The organism is Anaerosinus sp. (genome assembly GCF_965318445.1).
Map to the genome: position 1 here is coordinate 12632 of NZ_CBDNNH010000001.1, position 26042 is coordinate 38673.

Sequence of the window (26042 nt, forward strand, 5' to 3'; positions counted from 1 at the left end):
CTTTAATTTTTATTGCTATTCTACTTGTTTGAGGTTAACGATGTTTGATGCCTCGTCAGTCCTTAGAGTATGTGTCTGCTTTTAATGGAAGTTCAGATTCTACTGAAAACAACCTTGTTTATAGGACCGTACTGATTTTTACAAAAAAAGAGGTTTTTTTTGAAGAAAACAGGAATAAATTAACGAATGACGAAATAGTATCTGTATAAAGGTAGATAAAATATGATATGCGGGGGGAGTAATGATGAAAGAAATGAAACGCATCTTAGTACCAGTAGATGGTTCAAATAGCGCTTGTAAGGCAGTAGATTATGCTTTTTGTCTAGCGGCAAAAAGTGGAGCTGAGATTGACTTTTTATATATTGCAAATGTGAATGCAGCGGTTGGCGGATATCGCTTGGCAAATAATACTTGTTTTCCACAAGAAGTACTTGACTCCGTGTTTAAAGTAGGGGAAGCTGTACTTGATCGCATTTTTAGCCGTATGCCGGAAGGGATAAAAGCAAAACGTCAGGTTGTTGGTGGTATTCCTACGTCGGCAATTTTAGAGTATGCTGAAGAAAATAAGGCTGATATGATTATCGTAGGTAGCCGTGGGCTTAGCATGGTAAAAGGGGCTTTGCTTGGTAGTGTTAGTCAACATTTAGTTGAATATGCATCTTGTCCTGTAATGGTAGTAAAAGAAAACAATAAAATGGATTGATTGATTAAAAAGGAGGAGCATATGATGGGATTTAAACGTATTTTAGTGCCGATTGATGGTTCGGAAATTTCGGAAAGAACCGTAGAACAGGCAATTTATTTGGCAGAAATTAATCAAGCAAAATTGGATTTTCTTTATGTAGCCAATATCAATCAGTTAGCAATTAACGCCTGCTTATCGGAAGCTATTTTGGAAGCTGTGACGAAGGCTGGAAATGTAATTCTAGATAGAGCAATTGAAAAAGTTCCAAAAGATTCAATCCAAGTTGAAGGATATACGGAAACTGGTTCGCCAGCTGTGGCTATTTTAGAATTTGCAGAAAAAATGGATAGTGATCTTATTGTAATTGGGTCGCGTGGATTAGGCTTAGTCAAAGGTGTACTTCTAGGTAGTGTAAGTCAACATGTTGTTGAGCGTGCTAAATGTCCAGTAATCGTAGTAAAGTAGAATACATAAATAGTAAATAGGCAGAAATGTTTCTGCCTATTTTTTGTTCTCATAGAAATTTGAATTCTTAATTTGAGGCTAATAGAATTAAAAGATAATAAATTAAAAAAAATTTAGGTTAAAGCAGGAATTTAAAAATTTTTGTCTAATTATTAATAATAGTTATTAATTAGTATTTAAAATTGATTAATGATTCTCTTTTTTGGTAAAGGCTAATTTTTAGTAAAGATAAGCAAGTGCCAGAGCAATGAAGGAAGTTAGGTTGATAAATGTAGTGGGGATATAAAGCACTAGTATAAATCAGCCAATAAAAATTTAAGTTAAATAATAGGAGGAAAAGTGATGACAAAAGAATTGAAATTTTATAGATGCTTAGATTGTGGGTATGTATTAGAAGTATTGGATTTTGGTACAAGACAGGTAATTACAAAGGGGGAATCCTTTGCAAAATCAACAACTATTGCTGATGCCAAATTGATTTGCTGCAATAAAGAAATGGAACTTTTAGTACCGAATACAGTGGATGCATCTGGTGAAAAACATTTGCCGGTGGTAGAATTTTTAGAAGGCGGAAAGATTTCTGTAAAAGTTGGTTCCGTTACGCATCCTATGATTGAAAGCCACTATATTAAATGGATTACTGTTGCAAGCGGGGATAAAGTACAGCGCGTAATTTTAGATCCAGGTCAAGCGCCAGAAGCAATTTTTGATATTGGTGGAGAAATTGATGTAAATGTATATGCATATTGTAATTTGCATGGTCTATGGAAAACAAGCGCTAAAAAATAATGGGAAATAAATGAGTGACAATATACTAATAAAAAATAGGCGGGAATTTTCCGCCTATTTTTTATTAGCATTTTATTAGTTAAAAATAAAAAACACGGCTGTTTTATTTTCAGAACAGCCGTGTTATATCGGAAAATATGGGGGTTATTCTTTACTTTCCATTTGAATCGTTCGAATTGGGAATGGAATATTTATTCCGTCTTGACGATATCTGGCGGTCAGGGCTTTAATGAATTCATGTTTTAGTACATGTTGATTTACAAAGCTTCCAGAATGCAAAATTACATTAAAATTAATGCTGGAATCAGCAAAGGTATGAAATCGAACCAGTGGATGATAGTTCTCAAGCGTTGGCTCAAACTTTTCCATTGTCTTTTTGGCTACATCTAAAGTGATTCTTTCTACTTCATCTAAATTGCTATCATAGCTGACTCCCACAGGAACAACGATGGCAATATCTTGTGCAGGCATACTATAGTTTGTTAAAATTGCGGAGGCAATCTGCTGATTTGGAATGACAATTACATTCTTTGTCGAGGCTTCAATTGTAGTAAACCGCCAAGAGATATCTTGAACTCGGCCTTCTTGTCCGTTGCTGAGGCGGATGTAGTCCCCGAGTCGAATTTGTTTTGATAAAATAAGGTGAATCCCAGCAAAGATATTTGCGAGCATATCTTGTAGACCAAGAGCTAATGCCATACCCCCAATACCTAATGCAGTGATAATCGGCGTAATAGAGATTCCATAAGATTGAAGCAGAATCAGTGCACCCATTACGTAAATAGAAATTTCAACGATGTTGGTTAATAATGTTGTCTTGGGCATATTACTATCATTGGCTTGCGTATGCATATCGATAACTCCAACAGCGATTCTTGCCAGTACACGTGTTATCGTAAAGAAAATAATGCCTAATAAAATATTGGAAAGAAAATCTTGTAGCTTTGGTGTCATATTGTCAAGTGAAGTCAAGGTCCAGTACAATCCTATACCCGAGCATAAGGAAATCGGAACTCCTTTTAATGCATGGGAGAGGACAAGATGTAAATTTTGTGGACTATCATTCAAACGACTATGGATTTTCATATTGACAAAACGATTGATTGCCAGACCGATAATAAGGGCAATAATCTGAATGCAGACGGGAAGCCAAAGGATTTCAATAATATGCTCCCAATTTATATGTAGAAACTCGTTCATATAAAACCTCCTAAAACTATTATCTGCTATTATACTACATATTAATATAAAATCCATGTTAAGTTTTTCAAAATATACATTTGGTATTTACTTCTTAATTGTTATAATATAGAGAAAAGAAAGGATAGTTGATGATGGAACTTTCATTAGGAAATAGAAAAATAACACTTCGATTATGGTGGAGAGTATAAATTGGGGTGGACATTGGCGAGTAATTATTGGATATGATACGATGAATACAGAGCAGACACATGATGATATATTGATTATGATGGATAGTTACGATGTTGCGGATCATAAGCAGGATGGTTATGTTGTGCAATCAATGGAAAAATTTTATTATACTTGGTTTAATATCAATATGTTACCAACAGAGCAAAAAGTTCAGCAATGGTTAACAGTAAAACCTATTAAAATGATGGAGGATATTTCATGAATAAAATAATAAAACAATCAAAAAAATTAAGATTTCGCCAAGCAGAAGAAGTCGATTTGGATTATATTATGGAAACAGAAAATGATGTAGAGAATGTGACCTATATTATTCCGTATTCACGTGAGATACATGCTGCTTCTCTTCATACAAAGGATGAGATTCATATCATCGTTGAGACCGCTGATGGAAGCGAAAAAGTTGGTTTTTTGATGATTGCAGGACTGGATAATCCATTCAAAGAAATTGAATTTAGGCGAATTATCATGGCGGTGAAGGGAAAAGGTTATGGTAGAGAAACGATGAAATTGTTAAAATCGTGGGCATTTGAGGATTTAAGATACCATCGTGCATGGTTAGATTGTAAAGATTACAATGAAAGAGCGTTACATTTATATGAATCTGAGGGGTTTGTTCGTGAAGGGTTGATTCGTGAAACGATTATTTGGAATGGCAAGTATGAATCTTTAGTGATTTTGGGGATTTTAGAAAATGAGTATAAAAAATAGTGAAATTGAGCTAAAGTTAAAAGTTGCGGACCCAAACGAGTGGAATGCAATTGCAAACTATGTAAAACAACTAAAAAATTGTATAAGTATTGAGCAATTTGATTTATCAGCGATATATTATGATACTGTTGATAAGTTGCTAAGCAAAAATAGGGTGGCTTATCGGGTGCGAAGAGAAAATAATCAATGGATATCTACAATAAAGGGCGGAGGTTCAGTAACGAATGGTATACATAAACGGATAGAATATAATGTGCCAGTAGAAAGTGGGCGTCCGGATTTGAATGTTTTTCCTCGACTTCCAGTGGATGAAGTGACCGAGGCAATACTAAGACAGGGTAATTTGTATGCTGTTTTACAGACTGATTTTACTCGTCAGGCGATAACGGTAACCTTTAATGAAAGTAAAATTGAAATTGCATTAGATAAAGGGAAAATTTATGCAGATGGCAAAGAGTGCCCTATCTTAGAGGTGGAGATTGAATTGATATCTGGAAGAGAAGAGAGCCTTTTGCAATTGGGTGATATGTTAATCAACAGATTTTCCCTCGAACGAGAAGAATATAGTAAATTTGCTCGTGGACTTATGTTGTCTGGAAACTTAAAGACATAATACATTATATTCCCTGCTGGATTTTGAAAATTTTGTTATTTTTAAAAATCCGGCAGGGAATATCTTTTTTATACAGAATTATTATGTATATTACAGCAAGAAAATATATATTTAAATATGTATGGTTAGCAATGCGAGAGGATGAGTAATTTGTTGAATGCCAAGCGTATTTTCAGCGCTTTTGTCAGCTTGTTTGTTATACAGTTATTTATTTTGTCACAAGCTAGCGCTGGACTTATTGGAACGCAGCAGGAAATCGAAATGGGTAAAGAGGTTGCTAGGCAGATTGAGGAAAAATACCCATTGCTAGATGATGCTGAGGTGCAAGCACGTATTGACCGCATAGGAAAAAATATAGTCGCTGTCTGTGACAGACCAGATTTACCATATACTTTTAAGGTGCTTGATGTTGATGAAGTCAATGCGATGGCGGCGCCAGGCGGTTTTATTTACGTATATAGTGGGCTAATAAAACTAATGCCGACAGATGATGAACTTGCAGGCATTATTGGGCATGAGATAGGACATGTCGTCAAACGACATTCGATGGGGCAACTGGAGAAAAATTTAGGCATCTCGCTTATCTTTGGCGGTATTTTTGGCGATAAAGGTAAGCCATTGCAGTCTATTGCGCTGTCGGCTATCTCCGCTGGCTACAGCCGGAGTGATGAGCGTCAAGCTGATTTACTTGGTTATCAGCAATCGGTAAAAGCTGGTTATAATCAATATGGAATGTTGATGGGGCTCACGAAATTATATGAGTTAAATCCAAAACAACGAAATGATTTATTTTCTGACCATCCGGAAGCTTCCGCGCGGATTGAATTAATGAAGCAGTATTTAGCCGAGGCGCATGTAACGCCAACAGTAAAACAAATTGATGCAAATGCGGCTCAAGTTGTGGATGGAGATTGGTCGCTACCGGTTATTCATACAGGTGTTGGTGCTACAGGTCCATTGTATAGGGCTTATTTAGTTGCAGGGCGATTATACGATATAAAAAATTTAGAGAACTATTCAAAAGATAAATATGAAATTCGCGAAATGGGAAGAGATCTCGCGATTTATTATGATGATCGGAATGTTGTAACGGTTACATCAGAAGATGCCGCTTTTTATGAGGTATCGGTACGGACATTGGCAGATCGTTATATGGAATCACTAAGAAATTGGAGTATTTAAAACAAGGCGGCATAGGGTCGCCTTGTTTTTTTATCTATTTATCCAAATGGAAAATTTTTTGGAAAATGCTAGGTAAAAAGTCAGAGATATGCTATAATTAAAATATAAAAATCTCTTAGGTATGGGCGATATTAACAGTAAGTTTTATCATTTTGTTGTTTTTCCGTTTTCAATATAAACTTTTTGCTTATTCAGGGCTTTTTGATAAAAAAATAAATCTACGGCCTTGAGAATTTGTAGTCATGTTTTTGGAATTTGTGCATATATATTTGACTATGTGGATTTAACGAATTTTGGCCACAGGATTGTTTGTGGTTTTTTAATTACAAACAGCTTTTGATAAATTATTTAGTAGAATTTCATTAGCCGGGGGGAGTAGGTTTATGCAAAAGACAGAATGTTTAGCGATGATATTGGCAGGCGGACAAGGCAGTAGATTAGGGGCTTTAACAAAAAAGATAGCAAAACCAGCAGTACCATTTGGTGGGAAATATCGTATTATTGATTTCCCGTTAAGCAATTGTCGTAACTCAGATATTAATACGGTAGGGATTTTGACGCAGTATCAACCGCTAGCTTTACATAGTTATTTAGGGACGGGTGAAGCATGGGATTTAGATAGAAAAAATGGTGGTGTATACATATTGCCTCCGTATGCGCGTGAAAAGGGAGCGGAATGGTATAAAGGAACTGCTGATGCGATTTATCAAAACCTTAACTTCATCGAAATGATCGATCCAGAATATGTGCTGATACTATCTGGAGATCATATTTATAAGATGGATTATTCTTGGATGCTTGAATATCATAAACTGAAAAAAGCAGAAGCTACGATTGGTGTTATTGAAGTACCTTGGGAAGAAGCTTCAAGGTTTGGCATTATGAATACGGATGAAGAAAATAAAATTATTGAATTCCAAGAAAAACCAGAAAAACCAGAGAGTAATCTTGCGTCAATGGGAATTTACATATTTAATTGGAAGTTTCTGAAACGTTATTTAGAAGAAGATGCAAGGGATAATGTTTCTAGTCATGATTTTGGTAAAAATATTATTCCGAAGATGTTGTCTGCTGGAGCGAGAATGTATTCTTATGCGTTTAATGGATATTGGAAGGACGTCGGAACGATTTCTAGTCTATGGGAAGCAAATATGGATTTATTAGAGGACGAACCAGAATTAAACTTACATGATTCCTCTTGGAAGGTTTATTCCGTAAATCCAGCAATGCCTCCACATTATGTTTCTCCAGAAGCGAAGGTGAAAAAATCGCTGATTAGTGAGGGGGCAGTTGTCTATGGCGAGGTAGAAAACTCTGTTATTTTCTCTGGGGTGAAAATTGCAAAGGGAGCTAAAGTAATCAATTCGGTAGTTTTACCATTTACTCATATTAAAGAGGGTGCTTGTGTAGATAAAGCTGTTGTCGGTCAAAATTGTGAAATTGGCAAGGGTGCTGTAGTGAAAGCTACAGATGGTTCTATTACCGTTGTACCAGAGGGGGAAGTCGTGCAAAGTGATGCAGCAAAACAAGTCGGCTAATTCATATTTTGTAATGCGATTAAGGAGGCAAATACTTTGAAAACGGTAATGGGAATTATAAATTTACAAGAAAATGAAAATTCAATTCAAGAAATAACCAATAATCGTCCTTTAGCTGCTGTTCCATTTGCAGGAAGATATCGGTTAATTGATTTTACTTTATCTAATATGGTAAATTCAAAAATCAATAATGTTGGAATATTGCTTCCGAGCAAATCTCGTTCGGTGATGGATCATTTACGTTCGGGGAAGAATTGGGATTTAGCGCGTAAGCAAGAAGGTTTATATTATTTACCTCCAGTAGAAAATTCAAATGGGTTTAGATGTGGGGATATTCAATGTTTGCACGCGCATTTGGATTATATTATAAATAGTTCACAGAAGTATGTACTAATTGCCGGTACAGAAGTAGTTTGCAATATGGATTACTCCAAAACATTGCAATTTCATCAAAATACAAATGCTGATATCACAATGGTATATAATCTTCGCCAAGAAGATAGTCAAGTTGCAGGGACTGTAATTGAAACAGCAGAAAATGGTGCGGTTGTGGATATGGCCGTGTTTCCAATGACAAAAAGCGGTGCTAAAGTGGCTATGGGCGTTTTTTTAATGGAAAAGAAAATTTTTATTGATATTATCACGAATGTTTATGCGCGTGGTGGTACAAATTTTATTGTTGATGGAATTATGAAGAATCTTGAAAAATATAATGTATTTGCCTATGAACATAAAGGATATGCGACAAGGGTAAATTCCATTGCAAGTTATTATACAGCTAGTATGGAGTTATTAAAATATGAAAATTGGGAAGCGTTGTTTTTAAAAGATGGATTCTTAGTTCATACAAAAGTGAAAGATGAAGCTCCAGCAAAATATAAGGAAGATGCAGTAGTAACAAATTCTATGGTTGCGAATGGGTGTGTGATTGAAGGAACGGTAGAAAACAGCATTTTATTTCGCGGCGTAAAAGTGGGCAAAGGCGTACATATCAAAAATAGTATTGTTATGCAAAAATGTCAGTTTGAAGATAATGCTTTAATTGAAAATGTGATTTGTGATAAAAATGTTGTAATTACAGAAGGAAAATGGCTCAAAGGTGCGCCGAACTACCCTTTAATTGTAGAAAAGGGTGTAGTGATTTAAAATGCAGCCGTCTCAATACTATGGGACGGCTTTCAGTTTCTTATTTTGATTAGGTAGAGATTTCTAAAAATAAACACTGTTTAATAGGATTTTGTGTATAATAGAGTTGTGCTAAGGATTGCTTTAAAAGGTAAAAACGCCCATGATTGAAGAGGAGGTTTTTTATGTTTAGAAATAAACAGACAATTAAAACTCGTTTTATCCATAAAGCCCATGCGATGTGGGGCAAGCCTGTAGAAGAGTTAACAAAAAATGAAGTCTATCAGACTTTTGCTGGTGTAGTAAGAGAAGTTATTAGTGAAAACTGGATAAAGACTAACAAAGCATACTTAGACCGTCAAGAAAAGCAAGTATATTATTTTTCGATTGAATTTTTACTTGGGAAATTACTAGATTGTAATCTCATTAATGCTGATATAAAGAAGGTCTGTGCTGAAGCTATGCAAGAGCTTGGCCTTGACTTAGAGGGAATTTTACACGAAGAGCCCGATGCAGGGCTTGGAAATGGTGGGCTTGGTAGGCTTGCTGCATGTTTTATTGATTCGATTGCATCATTGGGGCTCCCAGGGCATGGTTGTGGGATTCGCTATAAAAATGGCTTGTTTACACAAAAAATTGTGGAAAATAACCAAGTTGAACTGCCAGATGGATGGCTTCAAAATGGCTTTGTTTGGGAGTTTAGAAAAGCGGATAAAGCTGTTGAGGTACGGTTCAAAGGCAATGCTTATATGAAGGATGTAGACGGGAAATTAGAATGTGTGCATGAGAACTATTATAAAGTCAGTGCAGTTCCGTATGATGTTCCAATTGTCGGGTATAAAAATAATACGGTAAATACACTTCGTTTATGGAATGCCGAAGTTGTGCTAAATAGTGATTTTGAAGAAATAAGTTATGATGCTTATAAAGAAAAATTGCGATATAAGCATATGGTGCAGAGAATTACAAAAATTCTTTATCCGGATGATAGCTCCTATGAGGGCAAAGAGCTTCGTCTTGTACAAGAATATTTCTTCGTTTCAGCAGGGATACAAAGTATCGTTCGCCATTATAAGCGAAGCGGGGCAGATTTAAATGATTTTCACGAGAAAATCGTTATTCATATTAATGATACACATCCAGCTTTGGCGATCCCTGAACTTATGAGGATATTGATGGATGAAGAAGGGATGACGTGGGAAAAAGCGTGGTATATCACGCGAAGAACTGTTGCGTATACAAACCATACGATTTTACCGGAGGCCCTAGAAAAATGGTCAATTGATATGTTTAAAAGCTTATTGCCGCGCATTTATTTGATTGTAGAGGAAATTAACCGCCGCTTCACGAAGGAAGCATGGGAAAGATATCATAGTGATGATAAGATGCGCGAGCTTTCAATTTTGTGGGATGGCCAAGTACATATGGCACGTCTTGCTGTTGTGGGTAGCTTTAGTGTAAATGGGGTAGCTCAAATTCATTCGGATATATTAAAAAGCCATACAATGCGCGATTTCCATGATTATTACCCTGGAAAATTCAATAATAAGACGAACGGAATTACGCATAGACGTTGGTTAATTAAAGCAAATCCAAAACTTGCCGAGCTGATTAATCAGTCCATAGGTCCTGAATGGGAAAAAGATCCGGGACGGCTCATTAATTTGTTAAGGTTTAAAGACGATAAAGGGTTTAAAGCAGAAATCGATAAAATTAAACGAGGTCGTAAGGAAGTTCTTGCAAAATATATAAAAAACAGATACAAAGTCACCGTAGATACAAGTTCGATTTTTGATGTGCAAATTAAGAGAATTCACTCATATAAACGTCAAATTATGAATATATTGAACGTGATGGCGGTTTATAGCAGAATGCTTGAAGATCCAAATACGCTGACGATTCCACGCACAGTTATTTTCGCAGGTAAAGCAGCTCCTAGCTATCATATTGCTAAACTAACGATAAAGTTAATTAGCAAACTTAGTGATATGATTAATAATGATAAGCGTGTGAATGATAAGTTAAAGGTACTTTTTCTTGAAAATTATAGTGTGTCTCTTGGAGAATTGCTATTTCCAGCAGCCGATATAAGCGAGCAAATTTCAACGGCAAGCAAGGAAGCATCAGGCACAGGCAATATGAAATTTATGATGAATGGTGCGATTACTTTAGGTACACTCGATGGTGCGAACGTAGAAATTCGCAATGCAGTTGGCGATGATCACTGCATAATTTTTGGCTTAAAAGCAGAAGAAGTCTTGGCTTATTATGAAAATGGACAGTATTCAGCTTGGGATATTTACAATAGTAATATTCAGGTAAAGACAGTCTTAGAACAATTAATTAATGGATTTTTCCCGAATTCCGGTGAATCTTTTAGAGCTTTATATGACTTCTTGCTATATAATAATGATGAATTTTTTGTATTAAAGGATTTTGATGCGTATAGTAAAGCGCGTCGCTATAGTGGAGAAAAGTATCGTGATAGAGAAGCTTGGCTAACTTCTAGTATTGTTAATATTGCCCATTCAGGAATTTTTTCTAGCGATCGAACAATAAAAGAATATGCAGAGGAAATATGGGACATTAAGCCAGTTAAAATAAAATAATCGCAATTTAGTAGAATAAAGGAGCTTTACAGCGCCTTTATTCTACTAAAATTGTTTAATATTTTATATAAAAGGAATTTTATAGCTCAAAATAAAATAGCCTTATTTGTAGATTGTGAAAAATGGTTCATAATCATAAATTTGTTGAGCAACATGATTGAGAGCCGACGGGCATATATTTTGCAGGGAGGTTTATTATGGAAATATCAACATTTAGCGAATATGATTTATATTTATATCATCAAGGCACGAATTATCATAGTTATCAAATTTTTGGCGCACATTTTACGGAGATTCTAGGTAAAAAAGGAGTTAAGTTCACTGTATGGGCGCCTCACGCGCAATTCGTAAGTGTTGTTGGGAGTTTTAATGATTGGCAGTGTAATCAACATCCTATGCATAGACAAGAGGATGGAAGTGTATGGTCAATTTTTATTGAAGGTTTTCCTGCGAATGGAACTTATAAATATGCAATTCAGACATCAAGTGGGGAGATCTTACTAAAAGCCGACCCCTATGGATATTTTTGCGAAGTGCGTCCCAATACAGCATCAGTCGTTTATGATATCACTAAATATCAATGGAATGATGCGAAGTGGATGGAGGAAAAGAAAAAAGGCTCTGTTTATGAAAAACCGATACTTATTTATGAAGTGCATCTTGGTTCATGGAAGCGTGATGTAGAAGGAAAATTCCTTAATTACCGTGAAATTGCTAAACGCTTAGTAGAGTATGTAAAGGAAATGAATTATACACATATTGAAATTATGCCGTTGAATGAGTATCCTTTTGATGGATCATGGGGGTATCAGGCAACGGGATATTATGCTGTTACTAGTCGTTACGGTGAACCTTGTGATTTTATGTATCTTGTAGATTTATGTCATCAAAATAATATCGGTGTTATTTTAGATTGGGTGCCAGGTCATTTTTGTCGAGATGCGCACGGTCTTAGGCATTTTGATGGGGAAACACTCTATGAGTCAGGAAATGAGCAATTAGCAGAAAATCATGAATGGGGAACGACGAATTTTGATTATGGGCGTACGGAAGTTCAAAGTTTTCTGATTTCTAATGCGATGTTTTGGTTTGATTTATACCATATTGATGGTCTTAGAATTGACGCTGTGGCCAATATGCTCTATTTAAATTATGGGCGAAAATATGGTGAATGGCAGCCTAATAAATATGGCGGGGCGGGAAATATTGAAGCAATGGAATTTTTGCGCAAGTTGAATCAAGCAATCTTCGAATTTCATCCAGAAGCATTGATGATTGCTGAGGAATCAACCTCATGGCCATTGATTTCAAAACCAGTATATATGGGCGGTATGGGATTTAATTTTAAATGGAACATGGGTTGGATGAATGATATGCTAAAGTATATGGAGATGGATCCTATACATAGAAAATGGCATCATAATTTAGTAACCTTTTCGTTTATGTATGCGTTTTCAGAAAATTTTGTTTTACCATTATCGCATGATGAAGTTGTGCATGGAAAAAAATCATTGCTTGATAAAATGCCGGGTGACTATTGGCAAAAGTTTGCGAACTTACGTGCGTTTTATGGATACTGGATGGCGCATCCAGGGAAAAAACTTTTATTTATGGGCTGTGATTTTGGACAATTTATTGAATGGAAATATGATGATAGTTTAGATTGGCATTTACTTGATTATCCAATGCACAATAAAGTACATGGCTATATGAAAGAGTTAAACAGATTCTATCAAGACAATCCTGAATTTTGGCAAATTGATTGTGATTGGCAAGGCTTTGAATGGATTGATTGTAATGATTATACGCAAAGTATTATTTCCTTTATACGTAAAGGAAAGGATAACGACGATTTTACCATTGTTGTTTGTAATTTTACTCCGGTAGTACACGAAGGATACCGATTAGGAGTTCCTAAAGAGGCTGTGTATGTCGAAGTATTTAATAGCGATTGTGAAGCCTATGGTGGATCCAATGTAATCAATGAGGGGGATTTTGCAAGCCAGTCAATTGCTTGGCATGGAAAGGATCATTCCATATTGTTGACGATTCCACCTTTGGCAACGATATATCTACAGGTGAAACAAAATAATAAAGAGGTAGGGTGATAGGATATGGTGAAAGTTCTTTTTGTGGCTTCAGAGGCAGTTCCTTTTGTAAAAACAGGTGGGTTAGCTGATGTTGCGGGGTCTTTACCAAAAGAATTACGGGCACAAGGTGTTGATGTAAGAGTTGTAATTCCAAAATATCAATCCATTCCGCAAAAATATAAGGATAAAATGAGGCTCTTAAAGACAGGTACAGTATTTATCGGTTGGCGAGAACAGTATTGCGGAGTTGAATATTTAGAATATGAGGGCGTTCCTACATACTTTATTGATAACGAGAAGTATTTTAAACGCGATGGATTATACGGTTATGAGGATGATGCGGAAAGGTTTGCGTTTTTTTGCAGAGGAATTTTAGATATGTTACCGCAGCTTGATTTTGTTCCAGATATCATTCATTGTAATGATTGGCATACTGGTATGCTCAATGTCGTACTCAAAACACAGCATGCACAAAATGATATGTATAAAGATATTCGCACCGTTTATACGATTCATAATTTACGCTACCAAGGTGTATTTGGAAAAGATATTATTAGTGAGGTGTTGAACCTAAATTGGGATGTATATAATAATGGCAGTATAGAATTTTATGAAGCAGTCAATTTTATGAAAGGTGGTATCGTATATGCTGATTATGTTACTACTGTAAGTAATACATATGCCCAAGAAATTCAATATGAATACTATGGAGAAAATTTAGATGGACTATTACGCAGTCGAGCTGAATGTTTATCGGGAATTGTAAATGGTATTGACTACGACATATACAATCCAGCTACAGATGACAAGATTTTTATTCCGTATAATATAGATAATGCAGTGACAGGAAAAATTGAAAACAAATTAAAATTGCAAGAAGAATTAGGACTCCCAGTACGTCGCGATGTACCGATGCTCGCAATTATCAGTCGATTGGTAGGGCCTAAGGGCATTGATTTAGTAAATCATATTATGGAAGAGGTGTTGATGCAGGAAGATATTCAACTTGTAGTTTTAGGTACAGGGGAAAAACAGTATGAAGACTTCTTTAAGGCAATGGCTTGGAAGTACCCTAAAAAAGTGTCTGCCAATATTACTTTTAGTGATGAACTTGCACACAAGATTTATGCAGGTGCAGATATCTTTATTATGCCATCGCAATATGAACCTTGTGGAATTGGGCAGTTGATTGCATTGCATTATGGCACTATCCCTGTTGTGCGTGAAACTGGTGGACTGAAAGATACAGTAGAACCATATAATAAATATACAGGGACAGGAAACGGATTTAGTTTTACGAATTATAATGCGCATGAGTTGTTATTTACGATTAAACGTGCATTAGGATCTTATGAAGCAGCGAATATTTGGGAAGGTATTGTAAAAAATGCAATGGAAACTGATTTCAGCTGGAGACAATCAGCAAAACAATATAAAGATCTTTATGATCGTTTAAAAAAATAATCATACAAATTTTTATTGTTTTAGTAATTAAACCAATGCTTAATGTAGCCGATTAAGAAGGAAGTAAGGATAGTATAATTCAGTGAATTACGAGCTGTCCAGAGATGAAATTATCCCACTGAGATAGCCTTGTTTATAATGCTTTTAGAAGCTTAGCATGTTATGCTTAGAGTAATATGCTAAGCTTTTCTTTTAAAAGTTTAATTTAAATCGTGAAGGTGATTGTATGCAGGAACATGCTAAGATTATTCATAATTCTCAGATGTCTGGTTTTCGTAATATTTTTGGTGCGGTTAAGGCCAATAGTGAATTAAAGATAAGCATTCATATCCCTGAAATTTACAAACCGACCAATGTCATTTTGCGTTTATGGCAAGATAATACCGGAGAAACTTTAGTTAAGATGCGGAAGGCCGATATTCTCGGCGATGATTTAAAATTCCAATGTACGATTGCTATGCCATCAAAAGGATGCTTACTTTGGTATTATTTCGTCATTGTAAACACAGAGAAAACAATTTTCTATGGAAATAATGCACAAAATTTAGGTGGTGAAGGTGCTGTTTATGAGCAGCAGCCACCGTCTTTTCAAATTACGGTATATAATGAGGACGCAAAAACTCCAGATTGGTTTAAATCTTCTGTGATGTATCAAATTTTTCCAGATAGATTTTATAATGGACATAAAGATGGATTCGTACATACGTATAAGAAGAACGCGGTTGTTCATGCAAGTTGGGAGAATGCACCGTGTTATTTTAAAGATCCAGATACGAAAGAAATTCTTGCTTATGATTTTTTTGGTGGAAATATTGCAGGAATTAAAGCAAAGTTACCATATCTAAAAGAGTTAGGTATTAATGTAATTTATTTAAACCCAATTTTTAAGGCTGAGAGTAACCATCGCTATGATACGGGGGATTATCATCAAATAGATCCAATGCTTGGGACGAATGAAGAATTTGGGGATTTTTGTAGTTATGCGCGAAGTGAAGGGTTTCGTATTATCTTAGATGGTGTGTTTAGTCATACAGGAAGCAATAGTAAATATTTCAATCGCTATGGAGAATATGATAGTTTAGGTGCATATCAATCTTCGGATTCCCCTTATTATGGGTGGTACAATTTTCATAAGCATCCGAATGAATATGAAAGCTGGTGGGGCTTTGAAACATTACCAAATGTAAAGGAAACAACTCCATCATATATGGATTTTATTATTAGTAATAAAGAGAGTGTCTTGCATTTTTGGCTGAATAAAGGGATAAGTGGGTGGCGGCTTGATGTCGTAGATGAACTGCCGCCAGATTTTGTTCAAACGTTTTATCGTGAGTTAAAGAAAACCGATGCAGAGGCGGTTTTGATTGGTGAGGTATGGGAAGATGCTTCGAATAAAGTAAGCTATAATGTAAGTCGCGAATATCTTTGCGGGCAAGAAATTGATTCGGCGATGAATTATCCATTTCGTAAAATTTTATTGGATTTTTTCCTAGGATATGCAGATGCTGATCAAACCAATCGATTGCTCATGAGTTTATATGAAAATTATCCAAAACACAATTTTTATGCCATGATGAATTTGATCGGCAGTCATGATGTACAGCGTGTACTGACGCTTTTAGGGGAAGCGCCGTATTATGATGGAATGCCTGCTGTTAAACAGGCCAGATATCGTTTAGATAAGTCGCAATATCAATTAGCTGTAAAGCGGTTAAAAATGATATCGTTGTGGCAGATGACATTCCCAGGCGTTCCAACGATCTATTATGGAGATGAAGTAGGGATGCAAGGCTTTAAAGATCCCCATAATCGAGCACCTTATCCTTGGGGAAGAGAGGATAAGGATATTCAGAGTTGGTATAAAAAAATTATTTCTGTAAGAAATAAAAATCAAGTGTTAAAGACAGGGGAATGGATTCCGGTAATCAGTCAGGAACATGTTTATGGCTACGTACGCCGCGTGCTTGGAGGGAAAGATGTTTTCGGGGCTCCATGCGAGGATGCTACGTTTGTTATTTTGTTTAACAGAAGTAAAGAAAAGCAAATCATAAAGGTGAATGTAAGAGGTCTTTGCCAAGGAAAGTTAGCGGATGTTTTAGAAAACAAAGATATAGTTCGTGTTCGGGATGGAAAGATTGAAGTAGAACTTGCCCCACTTTCTGGCGCTATCTATAAGCAAATAGCTGAAACTAAATTAGGTCGGGGCTGTGGTGTTTTGATGCATCCGACATCTTTACCATCTAAATATGGAATTGGCGATTTAGGAAAGGGAGCCTATGAATTCATCAATTTTCTTGTAAAGGCTAAACAACATTTGTGGCAGATACTGCCGCTCAATCCAGTTGGGTATGGTGCTTCGCCATATCAATCTTCATCGGCCTTTGCCGGAAATCCGATGCTTATCTCGCTGGGAAAATTAGTTGGGGAGGGGCTTTTAATGGTAAATGAAGTAAAGCCGCCAACCTATTTAAACAAAGATAAAGTCGATTTTGAAGCAGTTTGGGAATTTAAAGAAAGTCGCTTAAAAATTGCTTTTAATAGAGTGAAAAGTGACATTGAATTTGAAAATTTTTGCAAAAAACATGTGTGTTGGTTAGAGGATTATGCTTTATTTAGTGCCTTAAAGGAACATTTTTCGGGAGAAGAATGGAATGCCTGGCCTCTGCCTGTAAGAAAAAGATTGCCTAAGGAATTAGAGAAATATAAAAAATTATTAGGGCGGGAAATAAGCTATCATAAATTTTTGCAATTTGTATTTTTTAAGCAATGGGCATCAATAAAGTTTTATGCGAAACAACATGGTGTACAAATTATTGGTGATATGCCGATTTTTATTGCGCATGATAGTGCGGACGTATGGGCAAATCAACATTTATTTGCATTAGATGAAGAGGGCAAGCCAGAGAAAGTTGCTGGTGTTCCTCCGGATTATTTTAGTGAAACGGGTCAGCTTTGGGGTAATCCACATTATCACTGGGAGGAAATGGCGAAGGATGATTATACATGGTGGCGCAATCGATTTAAAATAATTTTAGAATTAGTAGACATTATTCGTGTTGATCATTTTCGCGGATTTGAAGCGTATTGGCAGGTAGATGGTAATGCTAAGACTGCGATTGATGGGAAATGGGTAAAAGGGCCCGGAAGAAAGTTTTTTATTACTTTGGAAAAATATTTTGGGAAATTGCCGATTATCGCTGAGGATTTAGGAATCATCACGGATGACGTCATTGATTTAAAAGATGAATTTGCTTTGCCAGGAATGAAGGTTTTACATTTTGAGCTACTGCCAGATGAAGAGGGGAAAATAGGGTTTATTTGTGAGCAAAACTGTATAGTTTATACGGGAACACATGATAATAATACAACGGTAGGCTGGTACAAAGAAGATTTAGCAAAGAAAGTACAAATTGCAATTGGGGAATATCTTAATACGGATACAAATGATCCAATTGAATTATGTTGGGCCTTGATACGATATGCATATGGGACAAATGCCTGCGTAGCGATGATTCCAATGCAAGATTTATTAAGTCTTGACAGTGATGCGCGAATGAATATGCCAGGAACTTGCGGTCAAAACTGGCAATGGCGAGCAAAGAAAAAGGATTTTAACGATGCGTTAGCAGCTACAGTAGCAGAATTAGTAGAAAAATATCATAGATAAAGTAAGCTTTGACGCTGGTAGGACGTTAGCTTTCAATGATTAAAGATAAGGGCTTGAAAGCTATGTGCTAAAATTTTTGTTTTTTATGAAGGGCTTATTTTCTTAGATGAACGAATTATTCATTGGATAAACAAATAACCTTAGTAAAGCGAAATGTTTTTACTAAGGTTATTTGTGTTTTAATGCAAGCATATAGTAGAGAAGATGCTATTAAAATAAAATAATTTTGTTTGAATACAGTGTACAGTTATTGAAAAAAGTGTACACTTCGTATTATAATAAAATGAAATATCCTTATAGTGTAAAGGGGTTTGTCATATGCGAATGAATGGTGCTGAAGCTGTAATCACAAGCTTAAAGAATGAGAATATAGAAGTAGTATTTGGATATCCCGGAGGAGCTGTACTGACGCTATATGATGCGTTGTATAAGATGCAGTTTCCTCATGTATTGACAAAGCATGAGCAGGGGGCAGTTCATGCTGCCGATGGATATGCGAGAGCTACAGGAAAAGTTGGAGTATGTTTTGCTACGTCTGGCCCAGGGGGAACAAATTTAATCACGGGGATTGCTACTGCTTATATGGATTCCATTCCTTTAGTGTGTATTACCGGGCAGGTAAATGTTTCTTTAATCGGAAAAGATTCTTTCCAAGAAGCAGATATTTGCGGAATTACTACGCCGATTACAAAACATAATTATCTGATAAAAAAGGTGGAAGATTTACCGCGAGTGTTAAAGGAAGCTTTTTATATTGCGCGGACTGGAAGGCCGGGCCCAGTAGTCATTGATATTGCAAAAGATGTTTTTGCAAAGGAATTAGATTATATCTATCCAGTTTCTGTTCAATTAAAAGGTTATACAGGAAATTTTATTGGAACTGAAAATGAAATTGATGAAGTAGTAGAAGCTTTGAAAACAGCGGAGAGACCTGTGGTGTTTTTAGGCGGTGGAGTGACTTTATCCGATACATCTCCATTATTAAATGAATTTATAGAAAAAACACAAATTCCAGTTGTGTCTAGCCTAATGGGTCTTGGCTGTGTACCGGATAGCTATGATGGAAACTTAGGTATGCTTGGCATGCACGGTACATATGCTGCAAATATGGCAACGATGGAATCGGATGTATTAATCGGAATTGGTGTTAGATTTGATGATCGTGTTACTGGCGTTGTAAAAGAATTTGCGCCTGAAGCAAAGATTATACATTTTGATATCGATGCCGCTGAAATTAATAAAAACGTATTAGTAGATTATCGCGTAGTTGGTGATTTGCGCTGGTCAATGCTTTTATTTAAAGAAAAGGTGATGGTGCTTGAAAATGATTGGCAAGCGCAATTTTCGCTTTGGCGAGATAAAGTTTTAACCTGGAAGAAAGAGCAACCGCTTGATTACGATCGTACGGCAAAATGTATTATGCCCCAGCAAGTGATTGAGACCGTTAGCCAGATTGCTAATGAAGATACGATTATTGTTACTGATGTTGGTCAACATCAGATGTGGGCGGCACAATTTTACGAGTTTTTAAAACCGAGAACATTTCTAACTTCTGGAGGTCTTGGAACGATGGGGTATGGACTTCCGGCTGCAATTGGAGCAAAGATAGGCAAGCCGAAAAAAAAGGTAGTATTAATTACTGGTGATGGAAGCATTATGATGAACTGCCAAGAGTTTGCGACGGCTGCCGATTATGGAATTGATGTAAAAGTTGTCGTTATGGATAATCACGTGCTTGGAATGGTAACGCAATGGCAAAGAATGTTTTATGGCGAACGCTATTCACAGTCAAAGCTTAATGGAAAAACTGATTTTGTAAAGCTGGCAGAAGCAATGGGTGTGGCTGGTTATAGGGTAACAGAAGCAAAAGAGCTGAAGACAACTTTGCAAAGGGCTTTTGATGTAGAAGGACCGGCTTTAATTGATGTTTTGCTGCCAGAGGCGGAAGATGTATTACCGATGGTTCCAGCTGGGGGCAGATTGGATCAAATGGTATTGGGGGCGCAGATAAAATGAAATATACATTAGCAGTTTTAGTTGAAGACCGTCCGGGAGTATTGACGCATGTATCAGGATTAATTAGCCGTAGGGCGTTTAATATAGAAAGTATTGCTGCCGGCTATACGGAGGAGGAAGGTATAACGAGAATTAACTTAGTTGTGGAAGCTGACAATGAAATAGAATTAGAACAAGTTGTTAATCAGCTAAATAAATTAATTGATGTAATCAAAATTGTTAATTTGACTACGGTCGATTCTATTCACCGTGAATTAGTAATGATTAAGGTTAAAGCAAATCCGGTAACTCGTGCTGATATTATTAATATTGTTGATATTTTTCGAGCAAAAATTGTTGATGTAAATCGTGAAACAATGGTAATTGAACTTACGGGAGAACAAAGCAAAATTGATGCACTTTGTGAAGTGCTTAGTGATTATGAAATCATTGAAATTGCTCGTACAGGGAAAATTGCCTTATCTCGTGGTCCTTTGTCGGCAAAAGAAATTTAAAATTGTCTTTATATAAGAAGGGTTTGGAAACATTCTGTAGAAATCTGTTTATAAGTGATGATTGAGGACTCTTATACATAATTCCCCAAAGAACCAAAACCCTAAAATATTCCTTGACGAATGAAGGAAAAATCACTATAATAAATATCAACGGATAATAATTATTAATTAGCTTATTTGAAAATAATTTATATATGAGGAGAGGGTATAATTATGGAATTAAAAGGATCAAAAACTGAAGCAAACTTATGGGCAGCATTTGCCGGAGAATCACAAGCAAGAAACAAATATACTTACTTTGCATCGAAAGCTAAAAAAGAAGGCTTTGTTCAGATTGCAAATCTTTTTGAAGAAACTGCAGGAAATGAAAAAGAACATGCAAAAATTTGGTTTAAATTAGCTACAGGCGGCATTGGATCCACAATGGAAAATTTAAAGATTGCTGCAGAAGGCGAAAAAGAGGAATGGACAGATATGTATCCTGAGTTTGCTAAAGTTGCAAAAGAAGAAGGATTTACAAAAATTGCTTACCTTTTTGAGGCAGTAGCAAAAATTGAAAAAGAACATGAAGAAAGATATCGTGCATTACTTGCGAATGTTGAAGGTGAAACAGTATTCACAAAAGAAGGCGAAGTAGTATGGCAATGTGCAAACTGTGGACATATTCATGTAGGAAAAGAAGCTCCTGACATGTGCCCAGTATGTGATCACCCACAAGCATATTTCCAATTGCTTGCTAAAAACTATTAATTTAAAATTAATATGGGTATAGTTACGCTATTGTAACTATACCTTTTTTGTCTAATTAAGGCTATTCGATGACGAGAATTTTGCTACAAGTAAAACTTCACTTAAGGCGATTCTTACTTTATTGAGTATTGGAGAAGAAACGATGAATTTTAATCAATTGGCTAATGAATGGGATGATGCGCGTCGAATTAAGCGGGCATCTACATTATCTGGGGTAATTATGAACGAATTGCCAGAAAAAAAGTTTCAATGCGGATTGGAATTTGGTTGTGGAACTGGGCTGATTTCATGTAATCTCCAGCATCGGTTTGAAAGATTACATTGTATTGACAATGCAGATGCAATGATTGATATTGTTAAGCAAAAGATTGAGGAACTAGGCTTATCTCATTGTGTTGCTCATTGTGCGGACTTATCGAAAGAAAATGTATTTTTTGATAAAAAAATAAAATTTGACTGCATTTTTACGTCTATGGCACTACATCATGTTGTAGATACAGATGGGATTATCTCACGGTTTTATTCTTTACTAGATGATGGTGGATTGCTTGTAATTATTGATTTAGATAGTGAAGATGGAGCCTTTCATCAAAGTGAAGTTGGGTTTGAAGGACATAATGGATTTGATCGCTTGGCACTAGAACAAATTCTGTGTAAAAATAATTTTAAACAAATTCGCTTCAAAAACGCATACGCAGGGAAGAAGATCATAGAGGGACGAGAAGTATCGTATTCTTTATTTATTTGCATTGCCAAAAAATAAACAAGAACGAGAAAATCTAAAAATATGCATACGTGCGTCAGAGGAAAAGAAGCTGATATAATGCTATTTTATGAGAAATTCCTACTACAAAATGCGTCTTTTTTCGCGTTGTTTTTTATAAATAATATGTTATAATTTATTTCGACATAAGCGGGGAATTGGTATAAATAGAATGCCTGTTCCTCGTTCTTTTTTACTATATATAGTGTTTTGTATTGACCTTGGTTACGATATATAGTAAAATCTTATTAACGCTCTATACGGGTGAATCTAAAGAGAAGAGAAGATGTGCTGTGATTGAGAAGATAAAAAAACGTAATGGTGATATTGTATTTTTTAATGCAGAAAAGATTTCTGATGCAATTCGTAAGGCGAATCTGGAATCTACCGATGAAACGATGACACCAGAGGTATTGGCGAGGTTAACAAATAAAGTTATTCAATCTTTAGATAAAGCGGAAATTCCTTGTGTTGAACAAATCCAAGACGTTGTAGAACGTACGTTAATTATGGATAAATTTGCGAGTACGGCAAAAGCTTACATACTATATAGAGCAGAGCATGCGAAAATTCGTCAATCGGAAGCTGATTTGATGGATATATATAACGAATTAACGTTTAAAACCTCTAAGGACGCGGACATTAAACGTGAAAATGCAAATATTGATGCGGATACAGCGATGGGAACGATGCTAAAATATGGGTCGGAAGGATCAAAATATTTTATTGATCATTATATTCTTCCCAAAGATATTGCGGCTGCTCATATTAATGGAGATATTCATATTCACGATAAAGATTTCTATATGTTGACGGAAACTTGCTGCCAGATTGATTTAATTAAGTTATTTAAAGGCGGTTTTTCGACTGGACATGGATACTTAAGAGAACCCAACAGCATACAAAGTTATTCTGCTTTGGCTTGTATTGCGATTCAGGCCAATCAAAATGAGATGCATGGCGGACAAGCGGTTCCTAACTTTGATTACTCAATGGCGCCGGGAGTTGCTAAGACTTTTCGTAAAGAATACTTTAAAGCTATGGTACATTATTTGACGATTAAATTTGATATGGAGAAAGCGGAGGCAATCGCGCTTACTAAAGTGATTAGTAGATCAATTGAGTTGCAAATCACGATGGGACAAGCAGAGCTATATAAAGCTGCATTAGTTGAGTTTTTACCGGCTTATCAGCAAAAAGATGGTGGAATAGTAATTTCTGCACAACAGGCAGCAAAGATGCATGACTATGCATTAAGTGCAGGTCTTTGTACAACAGATCGTGCTACATTCCAAGCCATGGAAGCTTTTATTCACAATTTGAATACGATGAATTCACGTGCAGGTGCGCAGGTTCCTTTTAGCTCAATTAATTATGGAACAGATACGTCTCCGGAAGCTCGTATGGTGATAAGAAATCTTTTACTTGCAACTGAAGCAGGATTAGGCGGAGGCGAAACTCCGATCTTCCCAGTGCAGATCTTTAAAGTAAAAGAAGGCGTAAATTACAACGAAGGTGATCCAAACTACGATTTATTTAAGTTGGCAATGCGGACTTCGGCAAAACGGTTATTCCCGAACTTTAGCTTTATTGATGCACCATTTAATTTTCAATATTATAAAGAAGGCGATTATAATACAGAGATTGCTTATATGGGATGCAGAACTCGTGTAATGGGAAATGTGCATGATAAATCCCGTGAAGTAACTTGTGGACGTGGAAACTTAAGCTTTACAACAATTAATTTACCTCGTTTGGCAATTGAAGCAAAGGGGAGTATTAAAGATTTTTATACAGGGCTGGATAATTGTATTGAGTTAGTAATTCGTCAATTATTGCATCGTTTTAGAATTCAGTGCAGTAAAAAAGGAAGAAACTATCCATTCTTAATGGGACAGGGGATTTGGATTGATTCGGATTCTATAGGCCCAGATGACAGTATTGCCGAAGTGCTAAAACATGGTACGTTGAGTGTTGGTTTTATCGGCTTGGCTGAAACGTTAAAAGCTTTAGTCGGAAAACATCACGGCGAAAGCGCCGAAAGCCAAAAACTAGGGCTTGAGATTGTTTCTTATATGAGAAAACGTATGGACGATATATCAAATGAAACAGGACTAAACTTTACTTTACTTGCAACGCCGGCGGAAGGTCTTAGCGGGCGCTTCGTAAAAATTGATCGACAGATTTATGGCGAAATTCCAGGTGTAACTGATCGTGCATATTATACAAATTCTTTCCATGTGCCGGTATATTACCAATTAAGGGCTTATGAAAAAATTGAAATTGAGGCACCGTATCATGCTTATACGAATGCGGGGCATATCAGTTATGTGGAATTAGATGGAGATACTTGTAAAAATATTGATGCTTTTGAGACAGTAATTCGTTGTATGAAGGAACATGGAATTGGGTATGGATCGGTTAATCACCCTGTTGATCGCGATCCAGTCTGCGGATATAATGGAATTATTGATGATGAATGTCCGAAATGCGGTCGGAGAGAAGATGTAGGAACTGGAAAGTTTGAACGGATTCGTCGTATTACAGGATATCTAGTAGGTACGATTGACCGTTGGAATAATGCAAAACGGGCAGAAGAAAAGGATAGAGTAAAGCATGGATTTAAACGAGCTTAAAATAGCGGGAGTTGTTGAAGAGTCTATTGTTGATGGAAAAGGTTTACGGTTTACAATATTTACTCAAGGTTGTCCACATCGGTGTGAGGGATGTCATAATCCACATACACACGATTTTTCTGGTGGTGAAACTGTAGCTATCCACAGCTTATTAACAAAAATTGTGGATAACCCCTTGCTTAGGGGAGTAACATTCAGTGGTGGTGAACCATTTTGCCAAGCAAAACCATTGGCTTTATTAGCTAAATTGGTTCATGCGCGAAAATTGGATGTTACGGTCTATACTGGATATACATTAGAGGAATTAGATGCAATGCATGATGAAGCGGTGGATGAACTCTTAGCGGCTACTGATGTGTTGATTGATGGAAAATTTATTCTAGCAGAGCGTGATTTGAGATTACCTTTTCGCGGTAGTCGAAATCAGCGGATAATTGATATGCAAAAGACACGGGAAGCAGGAAAAGTGATATTAATGAAAGAGTAAACAAAAAAATCTTTCTAAATGCAAAAACTTGTATTATAATAAGTCTACATTATCAGATTTTAAGAAAAGAGGGATTATCATCGAGGAATTAAAAGAGCTTAAGCAGATTATGCTTGAAGGGTTTAAGCAATTAAATGGTGAGATTTCAGGAATAAGATCAGATATAGCAGATTTAAAAACAGACGTAGCAGAATTAAAAGAAGATGTCACTGGATTAAAGGAAGACGTATTACGGATTGAAGATACGATGCACAATAAATTCGGTACTTTGTTTGACGCTCGGCAAGCACAACTAGAATGTAATTTTAGAGTGGAAAACACGTTGACACGTATCGAAAATAAACTTGATAAGGCAGAATTAAAAGCGCTTGGGGCGTTTGATTTGGCAAGCCGTCGGGTTAGATAAAATAAGAATTAAATTTTGGCTATCAAATTTAGAAATGAGAATTTTCTGGTTTGATAGCTTTTTTTAAAACAATCAAAGATGAATCTTTGATTGTTTTTGAAATATGAAGAAAAAGCGAGCA

Annotated in this window: 21 protein-coding genes; 20 read left to right on the plus strand and 1 reads right to left on the minus strand. The window is 36.1% G+C overall.

The genetic code is table 11. From position 1 onward, the window contains the following. The first annotated feature begins 244 nt into the window (after positions 1 to 244). The 3 genes from ACWZFG_RS00060 to ACWZFG_RS00070 all read left to right on the plus strand — a co-directional run bounded on the left by ACWZFG_RS00060 (position 245) and on the right by ACWZFG_RS00070 (position 1939). Complete coding sequence (locus ACWZFG_RS00060; RefSeq protein ID WP_418627120.1) at positions 245 to 703, plus strand: universal stress protein; 459 nt, start codon at positions 245 to 247, stop codon at positions 701 to 703. Positions 704 to 724: 21 nt separating this feature from the next. Further along, a complete protein-coding gene (locus tag ACWZFG_RS00065; RefSeq protein WP_177503445.1) occupies positions 725 to 1150 on the plus strand; it encodes a universal stress protein in 426 nt (141 codons plus the stop codon). A 342-nt stretch (positions 1151 to 1492) separates the two neighbouring features. Next, on the plus strand, positions 1493 to 1939 hold the full coding sequence (locus ACWZFG_RS00070; protein ID WP_418627119.1) for a desulfoferrodoxin family protein: 447 nt from the start codon (positions 1493 to 1495) through the stop codon (positions 1937 to 1939). Between the two features lie 144 nt (positions 1940 to 2083). Here ACWZFG_RS00070 and ACWZFG_RS00075 read toward each other — a convergent pair whose 3' ends face one another. Then, a complete protein-coding gene (locus ACWZFG_RS00075; RefSeq protein ID WP_177503449.1) occupies positions 2084 to 3139 on the minus strand; it encodes a mechanosensitive ion channel family protein in 1056 nt (351 codons plus the stop codon). A gap of 175 nt (positions 3140 to 3314) precedes the next feature. Here ACWZFG_RS00075 and ACWZFG_RS00080 point away from each other — a divergent pair, with 175 nt between their 5' ends. From ACWZFG_RS00080 to ACWZFG_RS00160, 17 genes are all read left to right on the plus strand, one after another. Next, positions 3315 to 3575, plus strand: coding sequence for a hypothetical protein (locus ACWZFG_RS00080; protein WP_455576865.1), 261 nt, complete (start codon positions 3315 to 3317; stop codon positions 3573 to 3575). Beyond that, positions 3572 to 4081 carry a GNAT family N-acetyltransferase gene (locus ACWZFG_RS00085; protein WP_177503451.1) on the plus strand — a complete coding sequence of 170 codons (510 nt, stop codon included), beginning with the start codon at positions 3572 to 3574 and terminating at the stop codon, positions 4079 to 4081. The genes ACWZFG_RS00080 and ACWZFG_RS00085 overlap by 4 nt, the downstream gene beginning before the upstream one ends. Next, positions 4065 to 4694 carry a CYTH domain-containing protein gene (locus ACWZFG_RS00090; protein WP_455576866.1) on the plus strand — a complete coding sequence of 210 codons (630 nt, stop codon included), beginning with the start codon at positions 4065 to 4067 and terminating at the stop codon, positions 4692 to 4694. Before ACWZFG_RS00085 ends, ACWZFG_RS00090 begins: the two co-directional genes overlap by 17 nt. A 150-nt stretch (positions 4695 to 4844) precedes the next feature. After that, entirely contained in the window at positions 4845 to 5876 is a 1032-nt protein-coding gene (locus tag ACWZFG_RS00095) for a M48 family metallopeptidase (protein WP_418627116.1), read from the plus strand. A 383-nt stretch (positions 5877 to 6259) separates the two neighbouring features. Continuing rightward, positions 6260 to 7414 carry a glucose-1-phosphate adenylyltransferase gene (locus tag ACWZFG_RS00100; RefSeq protein WP_177503457.1) on the plus strand — a complete coding sequence of 385 codons (1155 nt, stop codon included), beginning with the start codon at positions 6260 to 6262 and terminating at the stop codon, positions 7412 to 7414. A gap of 36 nt (positions 7415 to 7450) precedes the next feature. Beyond that, positions 7451 to 8560 (plus strand): glucose-1-phosphate adenylyltransferase subunit GlgD, encoded by a 1110-nt coding sequence (glgD, locus tag ACWZFG_RS00105; RefSeq protein ID WP_177503459.1) that lies wholly within the window; start codon positions 7451 to 7453, stop codon positions 8558 to 8560. Between the two features lie 164 nt (positions 8561 to 8724). Then, positions 8725 to 11148: a glycogen/starch/alpha-glucan phosphorylase gene (locus tag ACWZFG_RS00110; protein WP_418627115.1), complete on the plus strand. Its 2424-nt coding sequence runs from the start codon at positions 8725 to 8727 to the stop codon at positions 11146 to 11148. A 197-nt stretch (positions 11149 to 11345) separates the two neighbouring features. After that, positions 11346 to 13256: a 1,4-alpha-glucan branching protein GlgB gene (gene glgB / locus ACWZFG_RS00115; RefSeq protein WP_177503463.1), complete on the plus strand. Its 1911-nt coding sequence runs from the start codon at positions 11346 to 11348 to the stop codon at positions 13254 to 13256. 6 nt (positions 13257 to 13262) lie between these two features. After that, positions 13263 to 14702 (plus strand): glycogen synthase GlgA, encoded by a 1440-nt coding sequence (glgA, locus tag ACWZFG_RS00120; protein WP_418627114.1) that lies wholly within the window; start codon positions 13263 to 13265, stop codon positions 14700 to 14702. 226 nt (positions 14703 to 14928) lie between these two features. After that, positions 14929 to 18369: a 4-alpha-glucanotransferase gene (gene malQ / locus ACWZFG_RS00125; protein WP_455576867.1), complete on the plus strand. Its 3441-nt coding sequence runs from the start codon at positions 14929 to 14931 to the stop codon at positions 18367 to 18369. A 318-nt stretch (positions 18370 to 18687) separates the two neighbouring features. Further along, positions 18688 to 20385: a biosynthetic-type acetolactate synthase large subunit gene (ilvB, locus tag ACWZFG_RS00130; RefSeq protein WP_455576868.1), complete on the plus strand. Its 1698-nt coding sequence runs from the start codon at positions 18688 to 18690 to the stop codon at positions 20383 to 20385. Next, positions 20382 to 20879, plus strand: a complete 498-nt coding sequence (gene ilvN, locus ACWZFG_RS00135; RefSeq protein WP_147667376.1) for an acetolactate synthase small subunit — start codon at positions 20382 to 20384, stop codon at positions 20877 to 20879. The genes ilvB and ilvN overlap by 4 nt, the downstream gene beginning before the upstream one ends. A 213-nt stretch (positions 20880 to 21092) precedes the next feature. Then, the gene (gene rbr / locus ACWZFG_RS00140) at positions 21093 to 21629 is read left to right on the plus strand and encodes a rubrerythrin (RefSeq protein ID WP_455576869.1); all 537 of its coding nucleotides are present in this window, start codon (positions 21093 to 21095) and stop codon (positions 21627 to 21629) included. Between the two features lie 142 nt (positions 21630 to 21771). Beyond that, positions 21772 to 22392, plus strand: a complete 621-nt coding sequence (locus ACWZFG_RS00145) for a class I SAM-dependent methyltransferase (protein WP_455576870.1) — start codon at positions 21772 to 21774, stop codon at positions 22390 to 22392. Between the two features lie 293 nt (positions 22393 to 22685). Continuing rightward, a complete protein-coding gene (locus tag ACWZFG_RS00150) occupies positions 22686 to 25028 on the plus strand; it encodes an anaerobic ribonucleoside triphosphate reductase (protein WP_177503471.1) in 2343 nt (780 codons plus the stop codon). Further along, positions 25009 to 25515, plus strand: coding sequence for an anaerobic ribonucleoside-triphosphate reductase activating protein (gene nrdG, locus ACWZFG_RS00155; RefSeq protein ID WP_177503473.1), 507 nt, complete (start codon positions 25009 to 25011; stop codon positions 25513 to 25515). The genes ACWZFG_RS00150 and nrdG overlap by 20 nt, the downstream gene beginning before the upstream one ends. A 109-nt stretch (positions 25516 to 25624) precedes the next feature. Further along, positions 25625 to 25921: a hypothetical protein gene (locus ACWZFG_RS00160; RefSeq protein WP_177503475.1), complete on the plus strand. Its 297-nt coding sequence runs from the start codon at positions 25625 to 25627 to the stop codon at positions 25919 to 25921. Positions 25922 to 26042 lie beyond the last annotated feature (121 nt).